This is a genomic window from Allobosea sp. FG18, from assembly GCF_057809495.1.
In genome coordinates this window covers 25542-46054 of sequence record NZ_JBMDKB010000025.1, presented here as the reverse complement: position 1 = coordinate 46054, position 20513 = coordinate 25542, and the positions used below count along the sequence as shown (strand labels likewise).

Sequence of the window (20513 nt, the reverse complement as noted above, 5' to 3'; positions counted from 1 at the left end):
AGAAAGACCATGAGCGATTTCGACCTTGTCATTCGCGGCGGCACGGCTGTCACCGCCACCGATATCGGGGCTCTCGACATCGGCATTGCCGGTGGCGTCATCGCCGCGATCGGCACGGGTCTGACACGCGGCAAGGAGGAGGTCGATGCGCAAGGCCTGCTCGTCCTGCCGGGTGGCGTCGACAGCCATGTCCATCTCGACCAGCCCTTTTCCTCCGGCGCCGACATTGCCGATGGCTTCGCCAGCGGCACGGCTTCTGCAGCGGCCGGTGGCACCACCACGGTCGTCTGCCATGCCCCGCAGATCCGCGGCGGCTCGCTCGCTGGCGCGGTCGCCGCCTATGCCGAAAAGGCGAAGCAGGCCCGGATCGACCACGCCTTCCACCTGCTGGTCAACGATCCGACTCCCGAAGTGCTCGACAAGGAGCTGCCGGCGCTGGTCGCGGCCGGGCACCGCTCGGTCAAGATCTTCATGACCTATGACAGCAATCGGCTGGGTGATGCGCAGATCCTTCAGACGCTCGCGGCGGCGCGGCGTGCCGGCGCGCTCGTCTGCGTCCATGCCGAGCATCACGAACTGATCACCTGGCTGACGCAGGCGCTGCTGACGTCCGGCCAGACGGCGCCGCGCCATCTCGCCTGGGCCAAGCCGATGGTGGTGGAGCGCGAGGCGACGCATCGCATTCTCGCGCTGGCCGAGGCGCTGGATACGCCGATCCAGATCTTTCACGTCTCCGGCCGTCAGTCCGGCGAGGAGGTCGCGCGGGCTCAAGGGCGCGGTCAGAGGGCCTGGGCCGAGACCTGCACGCAATATCTCGTGCTCGACGAGGCCGACATGGACCGGCCGGGCTTCGAGGGCGCGAAGTTCATGATCTCGCCGGCCCTGCGCAATGCCGCCGACCGGGAGGCGCTCTGGCAATTCCTGCGCGACGGCGTCATCGACATCGTCTCGTCCGACCATTCGCCGCTGCGCTATGACGATCCGCGCGGCAAGAAGCAGCATGGCGAGAACGCGCCCTTCAACAAGATCCCGAACGGCGTGCCCGGCCTCGCGGCGCGGCTCCCCATTCTCTACTCGGAAGGCGTCGCAAAGGGGCGGATCGACCTGCGCCGCTTCGTCGATCTCGTCGCGACCAACCCGGCAAAGCGTTTCGGGCTCGCCCCGCGCAAGGGCGCGCTCGCGGTCGGGGCCGATGCCGATATCGTGCTGTTCGATCCGAACCTGCGCGTCACCCTCACCAATGCCATGCAGCATCACGGCAGCGACTACACGCCCTATGAGGGTATGGAGCTGCAGGGTTATCCGAGGGCGACCTACCAGCGCGGCCGCCTCGTCTTCAACGGCGAGCGCGTGCTGGCGGAGCCGGGGCAGGGGCAGTTGCTGGCACGCGCGCCTTACGCCGAGATCGCTCCGACCGGTCGCTTTCCGACGCCGTTCGATCCGTTCGGCTGACATTGCCAAGGAGGGCGCTCAGGCGCCCTCCGGCTTTCCGAGCGGGGCGCCGACGCCGGTGCGCTCGGTCAGCAAGCCGTAATGCTCGACGCGGCGATGCCTGGCGAAATCGAAGATCGTCGCCTTGCCGAAGCGGGTGTCGTCGAGATCGCAGGGATGGACGAGCACGCCGTCCTCCTCATGGTCGAGCTCGCCGACGATCTTGCCGTCCGGCGCCGCGATCAATGTGCCGCCGAAGAGGGGATAGCCGTCCTCGTTGCCGGCCTTGGCGACAGCGACGACCCAGGTCGAGTTCTGGTAGGCCCCCGCCTGCACCGACAGGCGGTGGTGGAACATCCGATCGGCCTTCGTCTCGTTGAGCGAGTGCCCGTTGGCGGCAGGGGTGTTGTAGCCGAGCACGATCATCTCGACGCCTTGCAGGCCCATGACGCGATAGGTTTCGGGCCAGCGCCGGTCGTTGCAGATCGCCATGCCGAACAACCCGCCCTCGAATTCCCAGACCGGGAAGCCGAGATCGCCCGGCTCGAAATAGCGCTTCTCGAGATGCTGATGCGCCCGCTCGGGGTCGAACTCGACATGGCCGGGCAGGTGGATCTTGCGGTATTTGGCGACGATCCGGCCGCTGCGGTCGACCAGGATCGAGCTGTTGAAATGCCGTCCCTCGGGGGTCAGCTCGGCGTAACCGAAGCTCATGCCAAGACCGAGCTCCCGCGCCTTGTCGAACAGCGGCTGCGTCTCCGGGCCGGGCATGCTGCGCTCGAACCATTGATCCGCCTCGGCGCGGTCCTCATGATACCAGCGCGGGAAGAAGGTGGTCAGCGCCAGTTCGGGAAACACGGCGAATGTCGCGCCCTGCGCCTTGGCCTTTTCCAGCAGCGCGATCATCCGCGCGACGACCTGCTTGCGGCTGTCGGCCCGCTGGATAGGACCCAACTGTGCGGCGGCGACGGTGATGAGGCGGGGCATCGGCAATGTCCTGATGTGGCCTGTGATCTGGTTCTCTCTGGGAATGGCTGTGGGGCCTGTTCCACCGACAAGCTCTAGAGGCCCAGCCTCCATTGTTCTCATGCTTTATTTGGGATCAGGCATAACCTGATGTTATTCGGATTGGAGCGGTCTTCGGCGTCAAGCCGATGGTCGGTGCCGGAGATACCAGAGCGCGAAGGCGCCGGACACGGCGAGCTGACCGGCGACCAGTAAGAAGGGCCAGTCGAAGCTGCCGGTCCGGTTCGCGATCACGGCAAAGACCAGCGGGCCGCAGATCGAGCCGACGAAGCCGAACAGGCTCGCCCCGGAGGTCACGTCGCCGATGAGGGCGGGCGGCGACACCCGCGCCAGCTCCGCCATATGCACGCCGTTCCAGCCCATCGAGGTCGCGCCGACCAGAGCCATGCAGGGATAGATCAGCCAGGGGTTCGTGCCGGCCGTGCCGATCAGCAGGGCGGTGGCCGATCCGGCAGCCAACGCCAACACGCAGAGAAGCTGCAGGCCGTTGCCCATCCGGTCGGCCAGCCAGCCGAAAAAGATGCGCGCGAAGGTGCTGGCGATGAGCAGGGTCGCGACGAGGTGCCCGGCTTCCGCAAGCGTTCTGCCGTGCCGGGTGACCATGTAGGTCGCGGTGAATGCAGTGATGCAGGCTTGTGAGATCGAGAACGAGACGCCGAGCGCCGTCAGCATCGGCAGCGAGCCGTGCGCGCTCAGGACACGCGCCGAGCGCGACAGCGACGACGGGGACAGGAACATCCGGGCCCAGGCCCGGTTCTGCGTGCCCTTCTCCGCATCGAGGCTCCTGCGGAAGGGTTGCACGGCCAGCGCACTGATCAGGACGACGGCGACCACGGCCCAGATCGCGCCGGTAAAGCCTAGCCCCAGGACCATCGGCGCGACGGCAAAGCCGGCGATGGCACCGCCGAGCGGAACGCCGGCCTGCTTGATCGAAAAGACGAGCGTTCGGTGGCCGGCGGGCGCCGTGCGCATTAGGATCTGGCTGCCGGCAGGCGTGTTGGGCGCGAGGCCGAGCCCGATCAGCAAGGCGCCGGCAAGCCCGATTGCCGCGAAGGGTTGCGACATGAGCAGGAGACCGGCTGCAACGAAGGCAAGCCCGATCTGCAGCGCTCGGACCGGCCCGTGATGGTCGAGCATCGGATTGCCGCAGGCGAGGAACCAGCAGATGCCGACCGAGACCACGGCCGAAACATAGCCGATGCTTTCGGGCGCGAGGCCCCAGCGCTGGGTCAGGAGCGGGCCGAGAAGCGGAATGGCGGCTCCGGCGAAGGAGCTGACGACCTGGACGAGCAGAGTGGCGCTGAGCGCGCTTCCCCACAAAGGCAGCTTCAAGGCGGTTCCCCCGATCCCGTCGCTGCGCGCCTGTCCCGCTTCTGGGATCGAGCGGGTGAAGCGGCAGCGTCAGAAACGTTCATCCGGCAAGGGCTGCGGGCGGTCGAGATGGATTGATGGGCTGACGGGGCTGCGCGGGGAGCATGAGGGCGCGGATTTCGCTCGCTGGCTCTTCGTGGCGATTGGCGGCCCGGCTAGGCCGCGACCGCCTGTTCGATCAGCACGAGCCTCTTGCCAGCCTGGACCGTGTCACCAGGTCGGCAGGAGACCTCGGTCACCACACCGTCGACACCGGTCGAAAGCGATGTGAACAGCTTCATCGATTCGAGCACGATGACGGTCTGCCCGGCCGCGACTTGATCGCCCGGCGTGACGCGGACTTCCGCGACCACGCCCGGCATCGGGGCGAGCACCGCTCCTGAGCCGGCTCCGCCACCACCCGCCGCCATCGCTGGCCGTGCCTCGCTGCCGATCCCGATGTCGAAGCTCTCGCCCTCGAGCGTCAGCCGGACTCGCTCCCCGGCCATGGCGTGGCTTCCGCGCAGCAGCCGGTCTTCAAAGGAGAGTTCGAAGCGCTCGGGGCCGATGCGCAGGGCCAGTTCGATCTCACCATCTGCGTCGAGAACGATGCGTCGTCCGTCCGGCTGGAGCCGAACCTCCAGTTTCGTCTCCCCGCCTTCCTCTCCGGCGATCAGGCGGCTCGTCGCCACGCCGCCGGCCGGGGCCAGCAGGCGGAAGCCTGACAGCGTGTGCCAGGCATCGACGCTCGGACGGGCCGTCTCCCGCTTCTCCAGCCAGAGCAGGGCGGCGACGGCGCGCGCCAGCCGCTGCCGCGGCCGCTTCACGGTCCATCCATCGGGAAACGCTTCCTCGATGAAGCGCGTCGTCGCCTTGCCCTGGGCGAAAAGCGGGTGCTCGACCGCGTCGATCAGGAAGGGCAGGGTGGTCGCCGGGCCGAGAATGGCGAAATCGCGCAAGCCCGCCGCCAGCCGCGCGCAGGCGGTTACGCGGTCCGGCCCGGCCGCGATCGCCTTGGCCAGCAGCGAGTCGTAGAACAGCGTGACCTCGGAGCCGGCGCCGACGCCACTGTCGACGCGGATCGAAGCGGGCTCGGCATAGCCTTCAATCCGCCCCGTATCGGGCCGAAAGCCCTGATCGGCGCGCTCGGCGGTGATGCGAGCCTCGATCGCGTGTCCGCTCTCGCGGATCTCATGCTGCAAGGCCGGCAGCCGCTCACCAGCCGCGATCCGGATTTGCCATTCGACGAGGTCATAGCCTGTGATGGCTTCGGTGACCGGATGCTCGACCTGCAGCCGCGTGTTCATCTCAAGGAACCAGGGCTCGTCGAAGCCGTCCTCCAGGATGAACTCGACCGTGCCGAGATTGTCGTAACCGATGGCCTTTGCCAGCGCGACGCCGCGCTCCAGCAGCTTGCCCCGGATCGCGGGCGCGAGATTGGGCGCGGGTGCTTCTTCCAGCACCTTCTGGTTGTTGCGCTGGACCGAGCAGTCGCGCTCGAAGAGATGAACGACATTGCCGTGCTTGTCGCCCGCAACCTGCACCTCCAGATGCCGCGGGCGCATCACCAGCTTCTCGATCAGAAGGGCAGGGTCGCCGAAGGCAGCCTGCGCCTCGGCACGTGCTATCTCGACCGCAGGTACCAGTTCCTCGGCCGCGAAGACGCGGCGCATGCCCTTGCCGCCGCCGCCGGCTGAAGCCTTGATCATCACGGGATAGCCGATTCGCGCCGCTGCATCGGCCAGCGCCGCGTTCGACTGGTCCTCGCCGGCATAGCCCGGCACGCTCAGTACGCCGGCTTTCTCGGCGATCAGCTTCGAGCCGATCTTCGGCCCCATCGCGGTGATGCATTCGGCGGAGGGGCCGATGAAGATGCGGCCCGCCTGCCGGCAGAGCAGCGGCAGGTCCGGCTTCTCGGAAAGGAAGCCGTAGCCCGGGTGGATGGCCTCGGCACCGCTGCGAGCAGCGGCCTCCGTGATCGCTTCCGCCCGCAGATAGCTGTCGCGCGCGGCGGCGGGGCCGATGCGCACGGCCTCGTCGGCAAAGGCGACATGCTGCGCATCGCGATCGGCATCGGAGAAGACGGCGACGGTGCGGATGCCGAGGCGCCGACAGGTCCGCATGATCCGCACGGCGATTTCGCCGCGATTGGCGACAAGAAGAGAGCCGATCATCGGGTCACATCCGGTAGACGGGGCGATGCCCGGGCAGGTCGATCTCGCGCGCGGCGAGCGAGAGGCACAGGCCGATCACATCGCGGGTCTGGGCAGGCTCGATGATGCCGTCGTCCCAGAGCCGCGCCGTGGCGTAATAGGGCGTGCTCTGCTCCTCGAACTGGCGGCGCGTCTCGCGATCGAGTTTTTCGATATCGGCCTCGTTGGCGCTGCCGCGCGTCAGGCTGGACCGCCGGAGCTCGGTCACTACGGTCGCCGCGACATCCGGCGACATCGTCGCGATGCGCGCATTCGGCCAAGCGAAGAGGAAGCGCGGCTGGAAGCCCCGCCCGCACATGCCGTAATTGCCGGCGCCATAGGAGCCGCCGATGATCACGGTGTAGCGCGGCACCCGCGCATTCGAGACGGCATAGACCAGCTTGGCCGAATGCTTGGCGATGCCGCCGCGCTCGGCCTCGGTCCCGACCATGAAGCCGGTGATGTTCTGCAGGAACAGGAGCGGAATCCGGCGCTGGTCGCAGAGCTCGATGAAATGCGCGCCCTTGAGCGCGCTGTCGGAGAAGAGGACGCCGTTATTGGCGATGATGCCGACGGGCTGCCTGTGGATACGAGCGAAGCCGGTTACCAGCGTCGCGCCGAAATCCGGCTTGAAGGCATCGAAGACGCTGCCATCGACCATGCAGGCGATGACCTCGCGCACGTCGAAGGGCTGCTTCAGGTCGGTGCCGACGATCGCCTCGATCTCGGCCGGGTCGTAGAGCGGCGGCGTGACAGCACGCGCCGGAACGCGCGGCGGCGCCGGCCAGTTGAGCGCGCCGACGATGTCACGAACCTTCGCGATCGCCTCATGCTCGTCCTCGGCGAGATAGTCGCTGACGCCCGAGACCTGCGTATGCATCTCGGCGCCGCCCAAGGTCTCGCCGTCGACGATCTCGTTGATCGCAGCCTTCACGATCGGCGGACCGCCGAGATGGATGCGGCCCGTGCCGCGCACCATCACGACCTCGTCGGACAGCGCCGGGATATAGGCGCCGCCCGCCGTACAGCCACCGAACACCGCCGAAATCTGCGGGAGGCCGGCCGCCGACATCCGGCATTGCTGCAGGAAGGCACCGCCGAAATGGTCGCGGTCGGGGAAGACGCGGTCCTGCTCTGGCAGGAAGGCGCCGCCGCAGTCGACGAGATAGATGCATGGCAAGCGGTTCTCGAAGGCGATCTCCTGCGCCCGCAGGTGCTTCTTGACCGTCTCGTGGAAGAAGGAGCCGCCCTTCACCGTCGCGTCATTGGCGATGATCATGCAGGGTGTGCCGTGGACGACGCCGATGCCGGTGACGATGCCAGCGCCCGGCACCTCGTTGCCATAGAGTTCCCAGGCCGCGAGCGGGGAGAGTTCGAGGAAGGGCGAAAGCGGGTCGACCAATAGGTCGATGCGCTCGCGCACCGGAACCTTGCCGCGCTCGCGATGGCGCGCCCTGAGCTTCTCGCCGCCGCCGGCCAGCACGCGCGCATGGCGCTCGCGCAAGGTCTGGATCAGCGCACCATAGGCGGCCCGCTTCTGCTGTTGCTCGGCTCCGGAGCCGATCCTGCTTTCGATGACCGGCATGCGTGCGGAGTCTCCTCGGACGTCCCTGCGGCTCGCTCGCCGTCGGGTTCATTTCAACCTACCTACCGGTAGGCAGTTGAGCAAGGGGAATCGACACCTGCGCGCCGGGCGGGTGCTTGCTTCTCGGTGGTCGATATCTTGCTCGTCGCAGCGCCACCGGTGGCGCGGTGGGCAAGGAGCGGCTACGGCGGCGGCATCAGCGTTTCGATGGCTTCGGCGATCGCATGAGCCTTGGCGCGATGCGGCATATGGCCGATGCCGGGCAGGGCGATCAGGCGGGCGCCGGGAGCGTCGCGCGCGATCGCTGCGGAATGGGCGGGAGCGACGATGGCGTCGCGATCTCCGGTGATGGCGATGACCGGCACGCGCAAGGTCCTGTAGCGCGGGGCTTGCGACCGCAGGAAAGCATCAGCTGCGACGATATCCTGGAGATTGTTGCGAAAGGCCGTTTCCCGGAACATGAGGGGCAGCTCCGCCGCCTCGCCATAGCCCGCGGGAACGTCCAGCGGCGTGAAGGCGAGGTGCGCACCTCTCGGCAGCAGGGCGCTGCCCAGCGGTATCGCGATGATGCGATTGAAGATCGGGCCGATCAGCGGCGACGTGACGGGAGCATGATAGCGCGCGAGGTCGCCGAGCCACGGGTACAGCATGGCGCTGAGCAGGACGAGCCCGCGCAGCCGCTCTGGCCGTTCAAGTGCGATACGGGCCGTTAGTGCCCCGCCGAGCGAGTATCCGACAAGAACCACCGGCTCCGGCGCGATCCTGTCGAGCAAGGTCATCACCGCTTCTGCCTGCTTTTGCGGTGTAGCCCAATCCCAGCTCTCCGGCCGGTTGCTCCAGCCCTGCCCGGGCCGGTCGACCGCGATGACGCGGTAGTCACGAAGGGCGGGCGCGAGTGTTTCCAGCAGGTCTGCATGGCCGGACCACGCCCCGTGGATGAGCACGATCGTCCCCTTGGGAGCAGGCGGCGCGATGTCGCGATAATGAAGCGTGGTATCGCCGATGGAGGAGAACGAGCCGCGGGGCGGATAGTCTCGTGCTGCCCGAAAGCCCAGCCACTCGCTGTAGAGGGGCAGGGCGAGTAGCACGAAGGCCAGAAGCCAGACCGGCGCAGCCCTGAACAGTTTTCGGCGCGGGCGCTTTCGGAGCTGGCCGGGGTTGCTGATCGGCACATTCGCCTCACGAGATCGGATGACGGGCGTCTCGGCCTTTCAAGGACTTGCCGGATAAAGACAGGGGCGATGCGGGCGTTACCCGACAGCCTTGTCGCGGCCGAGATGAGTGAGCTCCGCCTGGCCGAGGGCGATCCGTCCTTCGATGGCGCCTTCCGCAGTCCAGACCTGAAGTTCCACCGGATGTTCCGGTTCGCCGATGGTGAAGTTGAATTGGGCCGCGAAGATGCCCTCCTGGCGCGGTCGCAGCAACGCTTCGCCAAGGAGGCTCGGGCCCTGGACCCAGATCTTGAGAGGCAACCCGACAGCTTCCTTGGTGAAACCGAGCGTCAGCTTAACCCGCCAGCGGCCCTCGGCGAGGTGGAAATAGGGGCCGTAGAACAGTATCCGCGATCCGCCGGCGGCTTCCGCCACGAGCGGAGCCTCTTCGTTGGGCCGGTCACCCGCAAGAAAGACGCGGTGCGGCCAGATAGACTTCAGGGGAACTCTGGCGTCCCGCAGATGCGCGAGACTGTTTTCCAGAACCAGCGTGACGATGCCTTCTTCAGCCTCGGGAAAGGTTGCCGGCAAGAAGGCCGGCATCGGCCCAACCGCGGCCAGAACGGCATCGGCAAGATCGGAGGACCATTTGCAGCCGAGATGGGCAGCGACGGCATGGATCACGGTATCGGCGGACGTCACATCAGAAGCATCGAGAAAGAGCGCATACTTCTGCGGGCGACAGTCCCCGATCAGGACGATGCTGGCGCCGATCGCACCGACTGCCTCGCGCAACACAGTATGATGCGGACGTTGGTGATTGACCGCGTCGAGAGCCGAAGTCGTGAAGACGATGGTCCGAACCTGACCCGTTGACAGGACTTCGCGCAGTGGGCGGGAAGGGAAGGATGAGCATGCGAGAAGGTTGGCCATCGCATCATGCTCAAAAGGATCGGTCTTATCGATCCAATGTTGCTGCATGTAGGGATGGATCGCCTGCGCCAGAAGACGAACGACCTCGAAGCCCCAAGACGTGTAAGCGCACGGTATACCTAGAGCGGCGATCATCATGGGTAGCTCACGGCATCACGGGCTGCGCCAAGGATCCGCTCACAGCGACGCATAGATCGAGCAGGCCAGATCGAGATCGTAGAAGACGCGGCCGCGGCCCTGTTTCAGGACGAGGGCCGAGCTGCAGAATTCCTTGGCAAAATCCATCGAATGGATGGCCATCAGCATGGCGCGGTCCTTGCGCTTGACCAGCAACTCGTCATGGCAGCGCTGCTGGAAGCGCCTGTCGCCGACGAGGATGACCTCGTCAATGAGATAGCATTCGAAATCGATCGCGAGGGACAATGCGAAGGCCAGGCGCGCCCGCATGCCGTCCGAATAAAAGCGAAGCTGGGTGAAGAGCTGGCTGCCCAGCTCGGTGAAATCAGCGACATATTCGACGACGTCCTTTAGCGGCGCGCCGTAGAGGGTCGAGATAAAGCGGCAGGTGTCATAGCCGGTCATTTGGCCTTCGAAGCCACCGCCCAGCGCGAGCGGCCAGGACATGTTCAGCCCGCGATGGACCGAGCCGCGTGTGGGTCTTTCGACGCCCGCCAGGATCTTGATCAGCGTCGACTTGCCGGCGCCGTTGCGGCCGAGGATCGCCATGCGCTCGCCGACGCCGACACTGAAGGAAATCCCATCGAGAACCCGCCTGCGGCCATGCTCGGTATGGAACTCCTTGACAATGTCGTCGGCGCGTATCGTGCGTTCGGCCTTCTGGGGCGGGACATTGGGTTGCGCGCGGCTGGCGAGTGACCAGGCCATGTCAGTGTTCGTTCCCGCGCAGGTTGTTGACGAGCGAGCGGCAGATCGCGTGAACCGAGAAGCTCAACGCCATGACGATTGCGATCCATTGAAATCGCTTTGGCTGGTTTGGATAGTCCGCGGCATGCGGCTCGACGACACGCTCAAGATAGAGCTGTTGCCGCTGCGATTCGATCCGCGCGCTCTCGAGAGAGGACAGGGCGGAGGCGAGGACGCGGTCACCAAACTCGCGTTCGAGCACGAGGCGCTCATATTCGGCGATGATCGGCGCAAGAGCCTGTGCCGACCCACCGATCTGCTGCTTTTCCTCGGCGATCTGCTGCTCGATCGCCTGACTGCGATTCCGCAGATTGGCGATCTGCGGACCCTGCGGCGAATTCCGCTGGGCCTCGGCGAGCTGAGCGCTGACCTGCGCCGCCTCGAAGGACAGCTTGCCGATCGTTTCCAACAGATTCTGGGAGGATTTCGCTGGGTCGACCGTTCCGGCGCGCGTGCGGAACGCGGTGAGTTCTTCCCGCCGCTGGAACGCGCGTTCCTTCGCGGTTTCGACCTCGGCTTCAGCAGCACGAATCGTGTCGCGCCGGGCCCGTTCGTTCAGCCGGTTGATCAGGGCTTCGGAGCCTTGCAGCAGCACCTGGGCGATCCTGACCGAATCCTCGGGCCGGAAGCTCTGCACGACCAGCGTGCTGATGCCGGTGGCGCTGTCCTGTTTGATCGAAACGAAATCGAGATAGCGATCGAACAGTTTCTCCTTGAGGTCCCTGGAGAACCAGCCTGGGAAGCGCCAGACGGGATCGCTTTCGGGGCGCGACAGGATGGCCCGCAGATCCGCTTCCCGCACGAGCAGGTCGACGGCGTCACGCGAGCGGACGAATTGATGGACCGCACTGGCTTCGTCAGAGGCGCGCTCCATGCCCGTGGTCGTCGGTATCGCGCCTGCAATCTGGTCGATGCTCGTCCGGCTCTGGCTGCGAACGACGAATTGCGCTTCCGATGTATAGCGATCGGCGGCGATCAGCCCGTAGTAAAGCACGGCAATGAGGCTGGGCAGAACGAATGTAATGAGCAGAAGGGCATGACGGCTGAGCCAGATCAGCCAGCCGGGGCGATGTTTTGCGGCGGGCACATGCAGTTCGACGCCGTCGGCCCGCAGGGGAACGAGCTCGACATATTCGGTGACGTGGTCCTGCGTGACGTCCTGTGACATCGTCGTCTTCTGATCTCTGCGTGAGGATGCTAGATAGCAGGCCGACTTCTGGATAGGAATGCCGGAACCGATGCTTCCGGCTGCGGTATATATGGGCGCGCTATGAACCCGGCTCTGCGGCTTTGCGAAGGCGACACGGTGTCGAGATGAGGCAGCGCTTCGAAAAGATTTCCCGCCGCCTGCGGCCGATCGCGCATGCGGCGCGCCCGCTCGCGGCAAAGCGTTTCGGGCTGCCGTTTGTGCGAAACGCCACCGACGATTCGGAGGCGGAGAATCAGGCGGCGGTGCGCCGCCCTGCGCCCCGTCCTCGTTTGAGCGGCAGCAAGGCTGCGTTCCTCGCCGTCGTGATGCTGCCGACAATATTGTCCGCGCTCTATTTCGGGCTGATCGCATCGGATCGATTCGTGTCCGAGGCGACTTTCGTTGTCCGCTCGGCGAAATCGCCGCTGCCCGGTGGGCTTGGAGGTCTGCTGCAGATCGTTGGCATCTCGCGTTCGCAGGACGACAGTTATTCTGTCCAAGAGTATCTTTTGTCCCGCGACGCAGTGGCCGCGCTGTCGCAGCGCCTGCCGCTTAGGGACATGTTCCATCGCCCGGGCGCGGATTTCGTGGCCCGCTATCCGAACCTCATTCAAGGTTCGAGCGAAGAAGAGCTGTTCCAGTATTACAAGTCGCGGGTCAGCGTCATCCATGGCGCGGCGACGGGGTTGACGACCTTGAAGGTCGAGACCTTCCTGCCTGAGGATTCCCTTGCGATCAACCGGACTTTGCTCGAGCTGGGCGAGGCGCTGGTCAATCGCATGAACGAGCGGATTCGCGCTGATTCGATCCGCTTCTCCGAGGCCGAAGTGAAGCGCGGCGAGGAGCGGCTGGTCGAGACGCAGATCGCCATCACCGAATTCCGAAACCGCGAGCTCATGCTCGACCCGTCGATGAGTTCGTTGATCGTGACGGAGTTGATCGGCCGCCTGTCGGCGGAGCTGGCGGTGGTGACGGCGCAATTGCGGGAAGTTCAGGCCGCTTCGCCGAGCTCGCCGCAAATCCCGGGCTTGCAGCGGCGTGTCGCTGCGCTTGGAAGTCAGATCGTTCTAGAGAGGCAACGGGTTTCGAGTGCTTCCGACGGGCTTGCTGATAAGATCGCCGGCTACGAGCGGCTGAACCTCCAGCGTGAGTTTGCCGTCAAGGCTCTGGCTTCGGCGGTGACCAGCCTGGAAGTGGCCCGCAACGATGCGCGTCGCCAGCAACTCTATCTCGAAAGAGTGGTCGAGCCGCATGTCGCCGACTTCGCCGAGCAGCCCCGCCGACTGCGCAGTGTGCTCCTGACCTTCGCGGGCAGCATGATGGTGTTTTTCGTCGGCTGGCTTCTTCTCGCCGGCGTCCGCGAGCATGGCGTCAAGATGAAGTGACAGAGGAAAGCGGCGGCTGCATGCCGCTCCCCAAGTCGGGGCGAGCCGAAGCCAGCGTGAATTCGAGCATTGAGCGCCCGGGTTTTCGCGTGAAGGGCGCTTGCTGCAAGGGAATCTGGGGTTGCGCTTCGGATCCCGTTGATTCTTTGGCATTTTAGTAATCATGTTTACTGAAGCGGCGGCCTTCGTAACCGATCGGCGATGCGAAGAGACCACACTGCACAGCTGAAAATGCCCACGACGCTTCGGCTCGGTTCCCAAATGGGTCGATCGATGGTAGTCGCCGGGTGGCTTAGGAGATGGGAACTGTGCGGGTTGGCCTAATCGCGATCTTGTCCGTCATGGCGTTGACGGGCTGCTCCAATCTGCCCTCGAGCGGCCCGTCCGCTGCCGACATCATCGCGCAGCCTGCCGACGGAGCGACTTTCGGTTTCGAGCTGATCGATCTGAACCCCGCTTCGCTGGCCGCGATCAACGGTCGCGCGAGCGACAGTTTCAACGGCAGCTTCGGCGACCGCAGCGGAGCCACCGAAACCCGAATCGGCGTCGGTGACTTCGTCGCCGTGACGATCTGGGAAGCCGGTGCCGGCGGCCTCTTCTCCGCGCCGCTGACGACAGACCGCTTCACGCCGGGATCGCGCACGGCAACCATCCCCGAGCAGGGCGTTGCCCGCGACGGGACGATTTCCGTGCCTTATGCCGGGCGTATCAACGTCGCCGGCAAGACGACCGCCCAAGTCGAGGCGACGATCCAGGAACGCTTGGCTGGCAAGGCGATCCAGCCGCAGATCCTGGTGACGCTCAGCCGGCCGATCAGCAGCGCTGTCGCCGTGACCGGCGAGGTCGCGGCGGGCGGTCGCATTCCGCTCTCCAACAAGGGCGACCGGATTCTCGAGGTGGTCGCAGCGGCTGGCGGCATTCGCGCGCCCGTCAACGAGACGGAAGTGCGCCTCACCCGCGGCTCGCGGACGCTCGCGGTGCCGATGATCACGATCGTCAACAACCCCGCCGAGAACATCTATCTGCGCGGCGGCGACACGCTGACGCTGGTCCGCAATCCGCGCACCTTCATTGCCGCCGGCGCCACCGGCCAGAATGCGGAGATTCCGTTCAACGCCGATGCGATGAATCTGGCGCAGGCGATCGCCAAGTCGGGCGGTCTGCTCGATTTCCGTGCCAATCCGGAAGGCGTGTTCCTCTACCGCTTCGAATCCGCCGAAATGCTGCGCCGGATCAAACCTGACAGCCCGCTTCTCGGCATGGGCGGCAGGATTCCGGTCGTCTATCGCGTCAACCTGCGCGATCCCAACGGCCTCTTCGTGGCACAGGGGCTGCGGATGCAGCGCGGCGATATCCTCTACGTTTCGAACGCGCCGCTGACCGATCTGCAGAAGGCCTTCTCTGTCTTCCAGAGCCTGACCTCGCCTGTCGTGCAGGGCGCCAGCATCGCCGCCGGCTTCAAGTAGGCGAGACTGAACGGATCATAGGGGCGTCGCCTCTGGGCGGCGCTTCTCGACGACAGCGCGTTGTTTGGACGAAGCGGAACGTGAACCAGCTCCGGAGGCTCGAGGAAGAGGCGATCTTCCTGTTGCGGGAGACCGCCGCGCTGTTCCGGCGGCCGGTCATGCTCTATTCGATCGGTAAGGACTCGACGGCCCTGGCCCATCTCGCCGCCAAGGCGTTCTGGCCCGCGAAGCCACCATTTCCGCTACTTCATATCGATACAACTTGGAAATTCCGCGAAATGATCGCGTTTCGCGATCGACTGGCGCCGACGCTCGGCTTCGACCTGCAGGTGCATGTCAACCGCGACGGTGCGGCGCGCGGCGTCTCGCCGGTCTCCGTCGATGCGAGTACTTATACCCGCATCATGAAGACAGATGCGCTCAAGCAGGCGCTGGAGCAGGGCGGCTTCGACGCAGCGATCGGCGGGGCGCGGCGGGACGAGGAGAAGAGCCGCGCTAAGGAGCGCATGTTTTCGCTGCGCAGCCCGCAGCATGGCTGGGAGCCGCGCAGTCAGAGGCCGGAATTCTGGCGATTGGCCAATCCGCATCTGCAGTCCGGCGAGACCATGCGCGTCTTCCCGCTCTCGAACTGGAGCGAGCGCGACATATGGCGCTACACGCTTGCCGAAGGCATTCCGATCGTTCCGCTTTATCTGGCGCGCCCACGCCCTGTCGTGCGGCGGGGCGGCTCGCTCATCGTGGTGGATGATGAGCGTATGCCGCTGAATCCGGGCGAGGCTCCCGTGCACCGCTCGGTCCGCTTCCGTTCCCTCGGCTGTTATCCGCTCTGTGGAGCCGTGGAATCGGAGGCTACTACGGTTGCGGAAGTGGTCGCGGAGCTGGAGGGGGCCACGACCTCCGAGCGGCAGGGCCGGCTGATCGACGGCACGGGCGCAGCGTCGATGGAAGCGAAGAAGCGGGAGGGCTATTTTTGAACCCCGTTTCCGCAGTCTACTACGCCACTTTCGGCGAGACCGAACGAGCCTTGCCGGTCGATCGCCCGCCTGCGTTGCGCATTCTGACGTGCGGTGCGGTCGACGACGGCAAATCGACCCTGATCGGGCGCATGCTCTATGAAGCTGGCGCCGTCCCCGACGACCAGCGCGCTACGCTTGCAGCGGACTCCCGTCGCTATGGGGCGGCCGAAGGTGAGCTCGACTTCGCCCTGCTGACGGACGGGCTGGAGGCCGAACGCGAGCGCAACATCACGATTGATGTCGCCTATCGCTACATGTCGACCGCGAAGCGCGATTTCATCATCGCCGACACGCCGGGCCACGAGCAGTACACGGCGAACATGGCCACGGGCGCCTCGCAATGCGAGGTCGGTATCATCCTGATCGACGCCGTGCGGGGCTTGCGGCCGCAGACCTTCAGGCATGCCGCGATCTGCAGCATTCTCGGCGTCCGGCACGTCGTCCTGGCCGTCAACAAGATGGATGGGGTCGGCTTCTCGCAGGAGCGCTTGAATCAGCTTGTCGAGGAATTCGCGCCGGCTGCGCGGCATTTGCAACTCGACATGGTTGTAATCCCGATATCCGCCCGCAATGGCGACAATGTCGTGAGCGCCAGCGCCGCGATGCCCTGGTATGGTGGGGCCACCCTCCTGCAGCATCTCGAGCAGGTCGAGATCGTCAGTCCCGCTGAGGAAGCGGGCTTGCGCCTGCCGATCCAAGGCGTGAACCGCACGCCGGAAGGCGAACGGCTCTATGTCGGCACGATAGCCGCGGGAGTGCTCTCCGTGGGCGATCGGGTCAAAGTCGCGGTCGGCGGCGCCGAGGCCACGGTCCAGCGCTTGATCGGCAGCGAAGGTCCTGTCGAGCGGGCCGTGGCCGGAACGGCCGTGGCACTGACCCTCGCGCCGGAGATCGATCTCGGCCGAGGCGACCTGCTCCATGCCGGGCCGGATGCTCCGGCCTGTTCCAACCATTTCTCGGCACATGTGGTCTGGTTCGCTGATCACCCTCTCTTCGCTGGGCGGGACTACGAATTGCGCTTGGGCACCCTGACGAGCCCGGTGACCGTGACCGCGATCCGGGGAAAGCTCGATATCGTCAGCGGAGCCCGCATCGCTGCAACAGAGATCGCGCGCGACGAGATCGCGATCTGCCATCTGGCGACGCCCGGAATGATGGCCTTCGACAGCTACGCCCATTGCCCGGCCACCGGTGGCTTCCTGCTGATCGACCGGGTCACGGGCGAGACCGTCGCGGCGGGAATGGTGCGCAATGCCCTCGACCGCGGCAGCAACCTGTTCGCTCAGACCCTGACGATCGACCGCCGGGCGCGCGAGAGCCTGCTCGGGCAGAAGGGCGCGGTGCTCTGGTTCACCGGTCTGTCCGGGGCGGGGAAATCGACCATCGCCGATGGCCTGGAACGCAGGCTTCACGCACGACGTAAGCTGACGATTCTGCTCGACGGCGACAATGTCCGCCTCGGTCTCAATCGCGATCTCGGCTTCACCGAGGGCGACCGTGTCGAGAACCTGCGCCGGGTCGCCGAAGTCGCGCGCTTGATGGTCGATGCCGGGTTGATCGTGCTGTGCAGCTTCATCTCGCCCTTCGCTGCCGATCGCGCCATGGTGCGCGAGCGTCTGGCGGGCACGCCGTTCTTCGAGATTTTCGTCGATGCCCCGCTCGATATCTGCGAGCACCGCGATCCGAAGGGCCTCTATGCCAAGGCCCGGCGTGGCGAGATTCGCAATTTCACCGGGCTCGATTCGGCCTATGAGCGGCCGGCTGCGCCCGACCTTCATCTTGACTCCGGGCGGAGCGAGCCCGACGAGCTTGCAGAGCGTGTAGTGCGCTTTCTGGCGGAGCAAGGTATCGCGGTTTAGGCGAAGGCGCTGCTGCTGGTCGGCGTATCGGCTCCGGCGAGCGAGGATGGACTATTGGCTGTGGCACTGCTGCTCGACTTTCTTCGCCTTCTCGGCCTCGTGATCGCGGCCGTCGTCCTTGTCATGCTTCTGACCGGGCTGTTCTTCGAGGTGATGAACGCCCGTCACCCTGAGCGCCGCATCCAGAAGGATCGGGTCAATCGACGGAAGTGGAAGGAGCTTTGGCAGGCACCGGTCTCGATCCTCACGCTGTCGACCTGCTTCGCCTTCGGCCTGTTCGCGCAGCAGCAGGGCTGGTCGCTGGCGCCATTGGAGCTGAGTTGGTGGTCGGGGCCTTTGACGCTGCTCGTCTCGGTCGTGCTTTACGACGCGTGGTTCTACTGGGTGCACCGTCTGCTCCACAGTCGCGTCTTCTACCGCTTCCACGCATTGCATCATAAGAGCGTGGCCCCGACGGTCTGGAGCAATCACCACGAGAGCTTAGTCGAGGCGCTCTTGAACCAGGCTTACTACGCGATCATCGTCTTCATCCTGCCGATCCCCTGGCAGATGCTCGTGCTGCAGAAGCTCTACGATCAGATCAGCGGGATGCTCGGCCATGCCGGCTTCGAGCATTTCGCCTCACCGGCCGGCCGTGCGCCCTGGCCCCTCGCCAGCACCGTGTTCCATGACCAGCATCACGGCACGTTCAGGTTCAACTACGGCCACACCTTCTCGCTCTGGGACCGTTGGATGGGCACACTGCATCCGCGCTACGACAATACGTTGAAGAGCTTCGAGCCGACCCGGAACGACCCGGAGGCGCCCGAGCCGCGTGCTCCGGAGCGTCCGTGACGCATCACGGGTGAAGGCCTGCGCTTAGGCGCTGCCATCCTTCTGGTAGCGCTGGGCGAGATAGACGACGCCGCCCTCGCTCAGCTCGCGGTAGAGCACCGAGCCCTTCGCGCCGGCGAATTCGCTGATGAAGCCGCGCATGAAGCGGATCTTGGAGATGCGGGCCCGCTTGCGCAGCTCGGCCGCGTCGAGGGCGGCGGTGACGCCTGACGACAGATCGGTCTCGCTGTGCAGCGTGAGGCCGGGCACTGCCAGTTGCTGGCGCAGCAGGGGAAGCGCGCTCTTGCCGCGCATGTCGGCGAAGGTGAACCAGCCGCCGGGAGCGAGCACGCGCGCGACCTCACGTGCGAAGGCCGGGACATCGCCGTAGCAATGCGAGGATTCGATATTGACGACGATATCGACCGAACCGTCGGGGAACGGCAGCTTTTCCGCATCCCCGATCTCGAAGGTCAGGCTCGCCGTGTCCTGGTTGAGGCGGCGTGCCAGTTGCACCGTTGCCGACGAATAGTCCAGCCCCGTGACAGCCGCCGGGCCGTGATAGCGCGCGATATAGCGGGCCCCGCCGCCGCGGCCCGAGCCGATCTCAAGGACCCGCGCGCCTGCCACCGGCAGGCCCGCCACGGCCTGGGCATAGAGCCCGATGAAAGGGCGGTCGGCTTCGTCGCCCGGTTCAAGCGGAAAGGCTGCCCCCGGCGGCAGGAAGCCGTAATTCATGAAGCGCCAGTCATCGTCGCGCCAGCGCCGCGACAGGATGTTGTAGAGGCCGCGCCAGAGCCATTTCCGGGTCCGCGGAAAGGCGCCCCTGTCGATGGCCTCCAGCAGGCGGGAGAAGGCTTGGCTCGCCACCGCGCTATGCCTCAGACGCCGGGCTTGGGAGCAGCCGCGGCGGGCGGCGGCGGCAGGTTCGCCGCCAGCCAGTCGCGCCCCTTGCGCATCAGCTCCTGGTCGTCGCTGTTGCGGGGGTCGAAGCCCGGCAGGTAGTAGCGCAGCGTGTTCGGCAGGCAGCGCCGCCAGTAGCCGGGATAGACCATGGTCACCCAGAAGAAGCGCAGCCAGAAGCGCAGGCCCGTCTTGACCCCGTCGGCCTTGGCATAGATCGGCACGTTCCGCAGGAACAGTACGAGGAAGGGGAACAGCGTGCCGTTCATGCCGAGGACGCGGACCAGATAGCGCTTCCAGCTCGACATCTCCGGCGTTGCCGCCTTGAGCACGTCGAGCGCGACCGCCTTGTGCTCCAGCTCTTCGAGCGCATGCCACATCCACAGCCGGCGATAGGCCGGCGCGGCCTTGTCCATCAGTTCCGGGTGGCGCAACGTCAGCGTCGACAGGGTTGCCGTCATATGTTCGATCGCGCAGGTGATCGACAGCCGGTGCAGCGGGTTCTTGACGATCTCGAAGCCCTGCCGGATCGGCTTCTCCATCTTCTCGACATCGTAGCCGAGCGACATCATCGCACGGTTGTATTCCTCGTGCTCGCGCGTGTGATAGGCCTCCTGCACGGAATAGCCGCTGATCTCCGCCGCGAGCTCCTTGTCCTGCAGCTTGGGGCCGTAGTGCTTCAGCGAGCGGATGAAGAAGCGCTCGCCCTCTGGGAGGAAGATCGACAGCCCGTCGATCAGCACGGTCTTGATGATATCGTCTTCCAGCCAGTGGCGCTGGGCGTTTTCCAGGATGCCGAAGCGGATATCGCGCGGGATGATGTCCTCGGCATTGCCCATGTGCTGGCTTCCTGCCGCGTTCGAAGCATGTGCCATCAGCGCTTGTCCATCCGGTGGATCGTCCTGCCGCATCGGTCCGTCGGCCGGGCTTACCTACCGCCGATCATCCGAGCCGTCGAGGCAGGATCGCATAGCAAAAGCAAGTCGATGCAGAGTTGTCCTGCACAATTTTGAATGAAATGCCCGCAGCTTAGAGTGGTTTCAAGGTGCCGAGATAGTTCGCGAACTGCGCGACGGTTGGGTAATCCTGCGTGACGCCGGGATAGAGCTCGACGCGATACTCCTGTTCGATCTCCAGGACGAAATGGACGGCGGCGGCCGAATCGAGGCCGAGGCTGGCGAACGTCGTCGCAGGCTCGATGCCGGCTTCGTCGATGTCGAGCATGGCGGCCAGGCTGGACCGGCAGAAGCGTTCGATATCCGGGGCGGGCGGCATGATGATCCCTAGGGT

18 protein-coding genes are annotated in these 20513 nt (G+C 65.6%); 7 read left to right on the top strand and 11 right to left on the bottom strand.

The window, feature by feature from the left end:
- Positions 1-9 precede the first annotated feature (9 nt).
- Positions 10-1452, top strand: a complete 1443-nt coding sequence (gene hydA / locus ACODTJ_RS24060) for a dihydropyrimidinase (protein ID WP_488850343.1) — start codon at positions 10-12, stop codon at positions 1450-1452.
- A gap of 18 nt (positions 1453-1470) precedes the next feature.
- Here hydA and ACODTJ_RS24055 read toward each other — a convergent pair whose 3' ends face one another.
- The 8 genes from ACODTJ_RS24055 to ACODTJ_RS24020 form a co-directional block, all read right to left on the bottom strand.
- Positions 1471-2418, bottom strand: coding sequence for an N-carbamoyl-D-amino-acid hydrolase (locus ACODTJ_RS24055; RefSeq protein WP_488850341.1), 948 nt, complete (start codon positions 2416-2418; stop codon positions 1471-1473).
- A gap of 159 nt (positions 2419-2577) precedes the next feature.
- Positions 2578-3789, bottom strand: a complete 1212-nt coding sequence (locus ACODTJ_RS24050) for an MFS transporter (RefSeq protein WP_488850339.1) — start codon at positions 3787-3789, stop codon at positions 2578-2580.
- Between the two features lie 194 nt (positions 3790-3983).
- The gene (locus tag ACODTJ_RS24045) at positions 3984-5981 is read right to left on the bottom strand and encodes an acetyl/propionyl/methylcrotonyl-CoA carboxylase subunit alpha (protein ID WP_488850337.1); all 1998 of its coding nucleotides are present in this window, start codon (positions 5979-5981) and stop codon (positions 3984-3986) included.
- A 4-nt stretch (positions 5982-5985) separates the two neighbouring features.
- Entirely contained in the window at positions 5986-7584 is a 1599-nt protein-coding gene (locus ACODTJ_RS24040; protein WP_488850335.1) for an acyl-CoA carboxylase subunit beta, read from the bottom strand.
- A gap of 182 nt (positions 7585-7766) precedes the next feature.
- Positions 7767-8756: an alpha/beta fold hydrolase gene (locus ACODTJ_RS24035; protein WP_488850333.1), complete on the bottom strand. Its 990-nt coding sequence runs from the start codon at positions 8754-8756 to the stop codon at positions 7767-7769.
- Between the two features lie 78 nt (positions 8757-8834).
- On the bottom strand, positions 8835-9806 hold the full coding sequence (locus tag ACODTJ_RS24030) for a hypothetical protein (protein WP_488850331.1): 972 nt from the start codon (positions 9804-9806) through the stop codon (positions 8835-8837).
- Between the two features lie 39 nt (positions 9807-9845).
- Positions 9846-10553 carry an ABC transporter ATP-binding protein gene (locus ACODTJ_RS24025; protein WP_488850329.1) on the bottom strand — a complete coding sequence of 236 codons (708 nt, stop codon included), beginning with the start codon at positions 10551-10553 and terminating at the stop codon, positions 9846-9848.
- A gap of 1 nt (position 10554) precedes the next feature.
- Positions 10555-11187, bottom strand: coding sequence for a KpsE/RkpR family capsule polysaccharide export protein (locus ACODTJ_RS24020; RefSeq protein WP_488850327.1), 633 nt, complete (start codon positions 11185-11187; stop codon positions 10555-10557).
- On the opposite strand from ACODTJ_RS24020, the gene ACODTJ_RS24015 reads away from it, so the two are divergent.
- From ACODTJ_RS24015 to ACODTJ_RS23990, 6 genes are all read left to right on the top strand, one after another.
- Positions 11176-11757 carry a hypothetical protein gene (locus ACODTJ_RS24015; protein ID WP_488850325.1) on the top strand — a complete coding sequence of 194 codons (582 nt, stop codon included), beginning with the start codon at positions 11176-11178 and terminating at the stop codon, positions 11755-11757. The genes ACODTJ_RS24020 and ACODTJ_RS24015 overlap by 12 nt on opposite strands.
- A 149-nt stretch (positions 11758-11906) precedes the next feature.
- A complete protein-coding gene (locus tag ACODTJ_RS24010; protein WP_488850323.1) occupies positions 11907-13166 on the top strand; it encodes a KpsE/RkpR family capsule polysaccharide export protein in 1260 nt (419 codons plus the stop codon).
- 341 nt (positions 13167-13507) lie between these two features.
- Positions 13508-14632: a polysaccharide biosynthesis/export family protein gene (locus ACODTJ_RS24005; protein WP_488850321.1), complete on the top strand. Its 1125-nt coding sequence runs from the start codon at positions 13508-13510 to the stop codon at positions 14630-14632.
- Positions 14633-14712: 80 nt separating this feature from the next.
- Complete coding sequence (gene cysD / locus ACODTJ_RS24000; protein WP_488850319.1) at positions 14713-15606, top strand: sulfate adenylyltransferase subunit CysD; 894 nt, start codon at positions 14713-14715, stop codon at positions 15604-15606.
- Positions 15603-17507, top strand: a complete 1905-nt coding sequence (gene cysC / locus ACODTJ_RS23995) for an adenylyl-sulfate kinase (protein WP_488850317.1) — start codon at positions 15603-15605, stop codon at positions 17505-17507. Before cysD ends, cysC begins: the two co-directional genes overlap by 4 nt.
- 60 nt (positions 17508-17567) lie before the next feature.
- The gene (locus tag ACODTJ_RS23990; RefSeq protein WP_488850382.1) at positions 17568-18341 is read left to right on the top strand and encodes a sterol desaturase family protein; all 774 of its coding nucleotides are present in this window, start codon (positions 17568-17570) and stop codon (positions 18339-18341) included.
- Positions 18342-18365: 24 nt separating this feature from the next.
- Here ACODTJ_RS23990 and ACODTJ_RS23985 read toward each other — a convergent pair whose 3' ends face one another.
- The 3 genes from ACODTJ_RS23985 to ACODTJ_RS23975 all read right to left on the bottom strand — a co-directional run bounded on the left by ACODTJ_RS23985 (position 18366) and on the right by ACODTJ_RS23975 (position 20498).
- The gene (locus ACODTJ_RS23985) at positions 18366-19190 is read right to left on the bottom strand and encodes a class I SAM-dependent methyltransferase (RefSeq protein ID WP_488850315.1); all 825 of its coding nucleotides are present in this window, start codon (positions 19188-19190) and stop codon (positions 18366-18368) included.
- An 11-nt stretch (positions 19191-19201) separates the two neighbouring features.
- A complete protein-coding gene (locus ACODTJ_RS23980; RefSeq protein ID WP_488850313.1) occupies positions 19202-20098 on the bottom strand; it encodes a metal-dependent hydrolase in 897 nt (298 codons plus the stop codon).
- A gap of 154 nt (positions 20099-20252) precedes the next feature.
- Positions 20253-20498 (bottom strand): acyl carrier protein, encoded by a 246-nt coding sequence (locus ACODTJ_RS23975; RefSeq protein ID WP_488850311.1) that lies wholly within the window; start codon positions 20496-20498, stop codon positions 20253-20255.
- Positions 20499-20513: the final 15 nt, after the last annotated feature.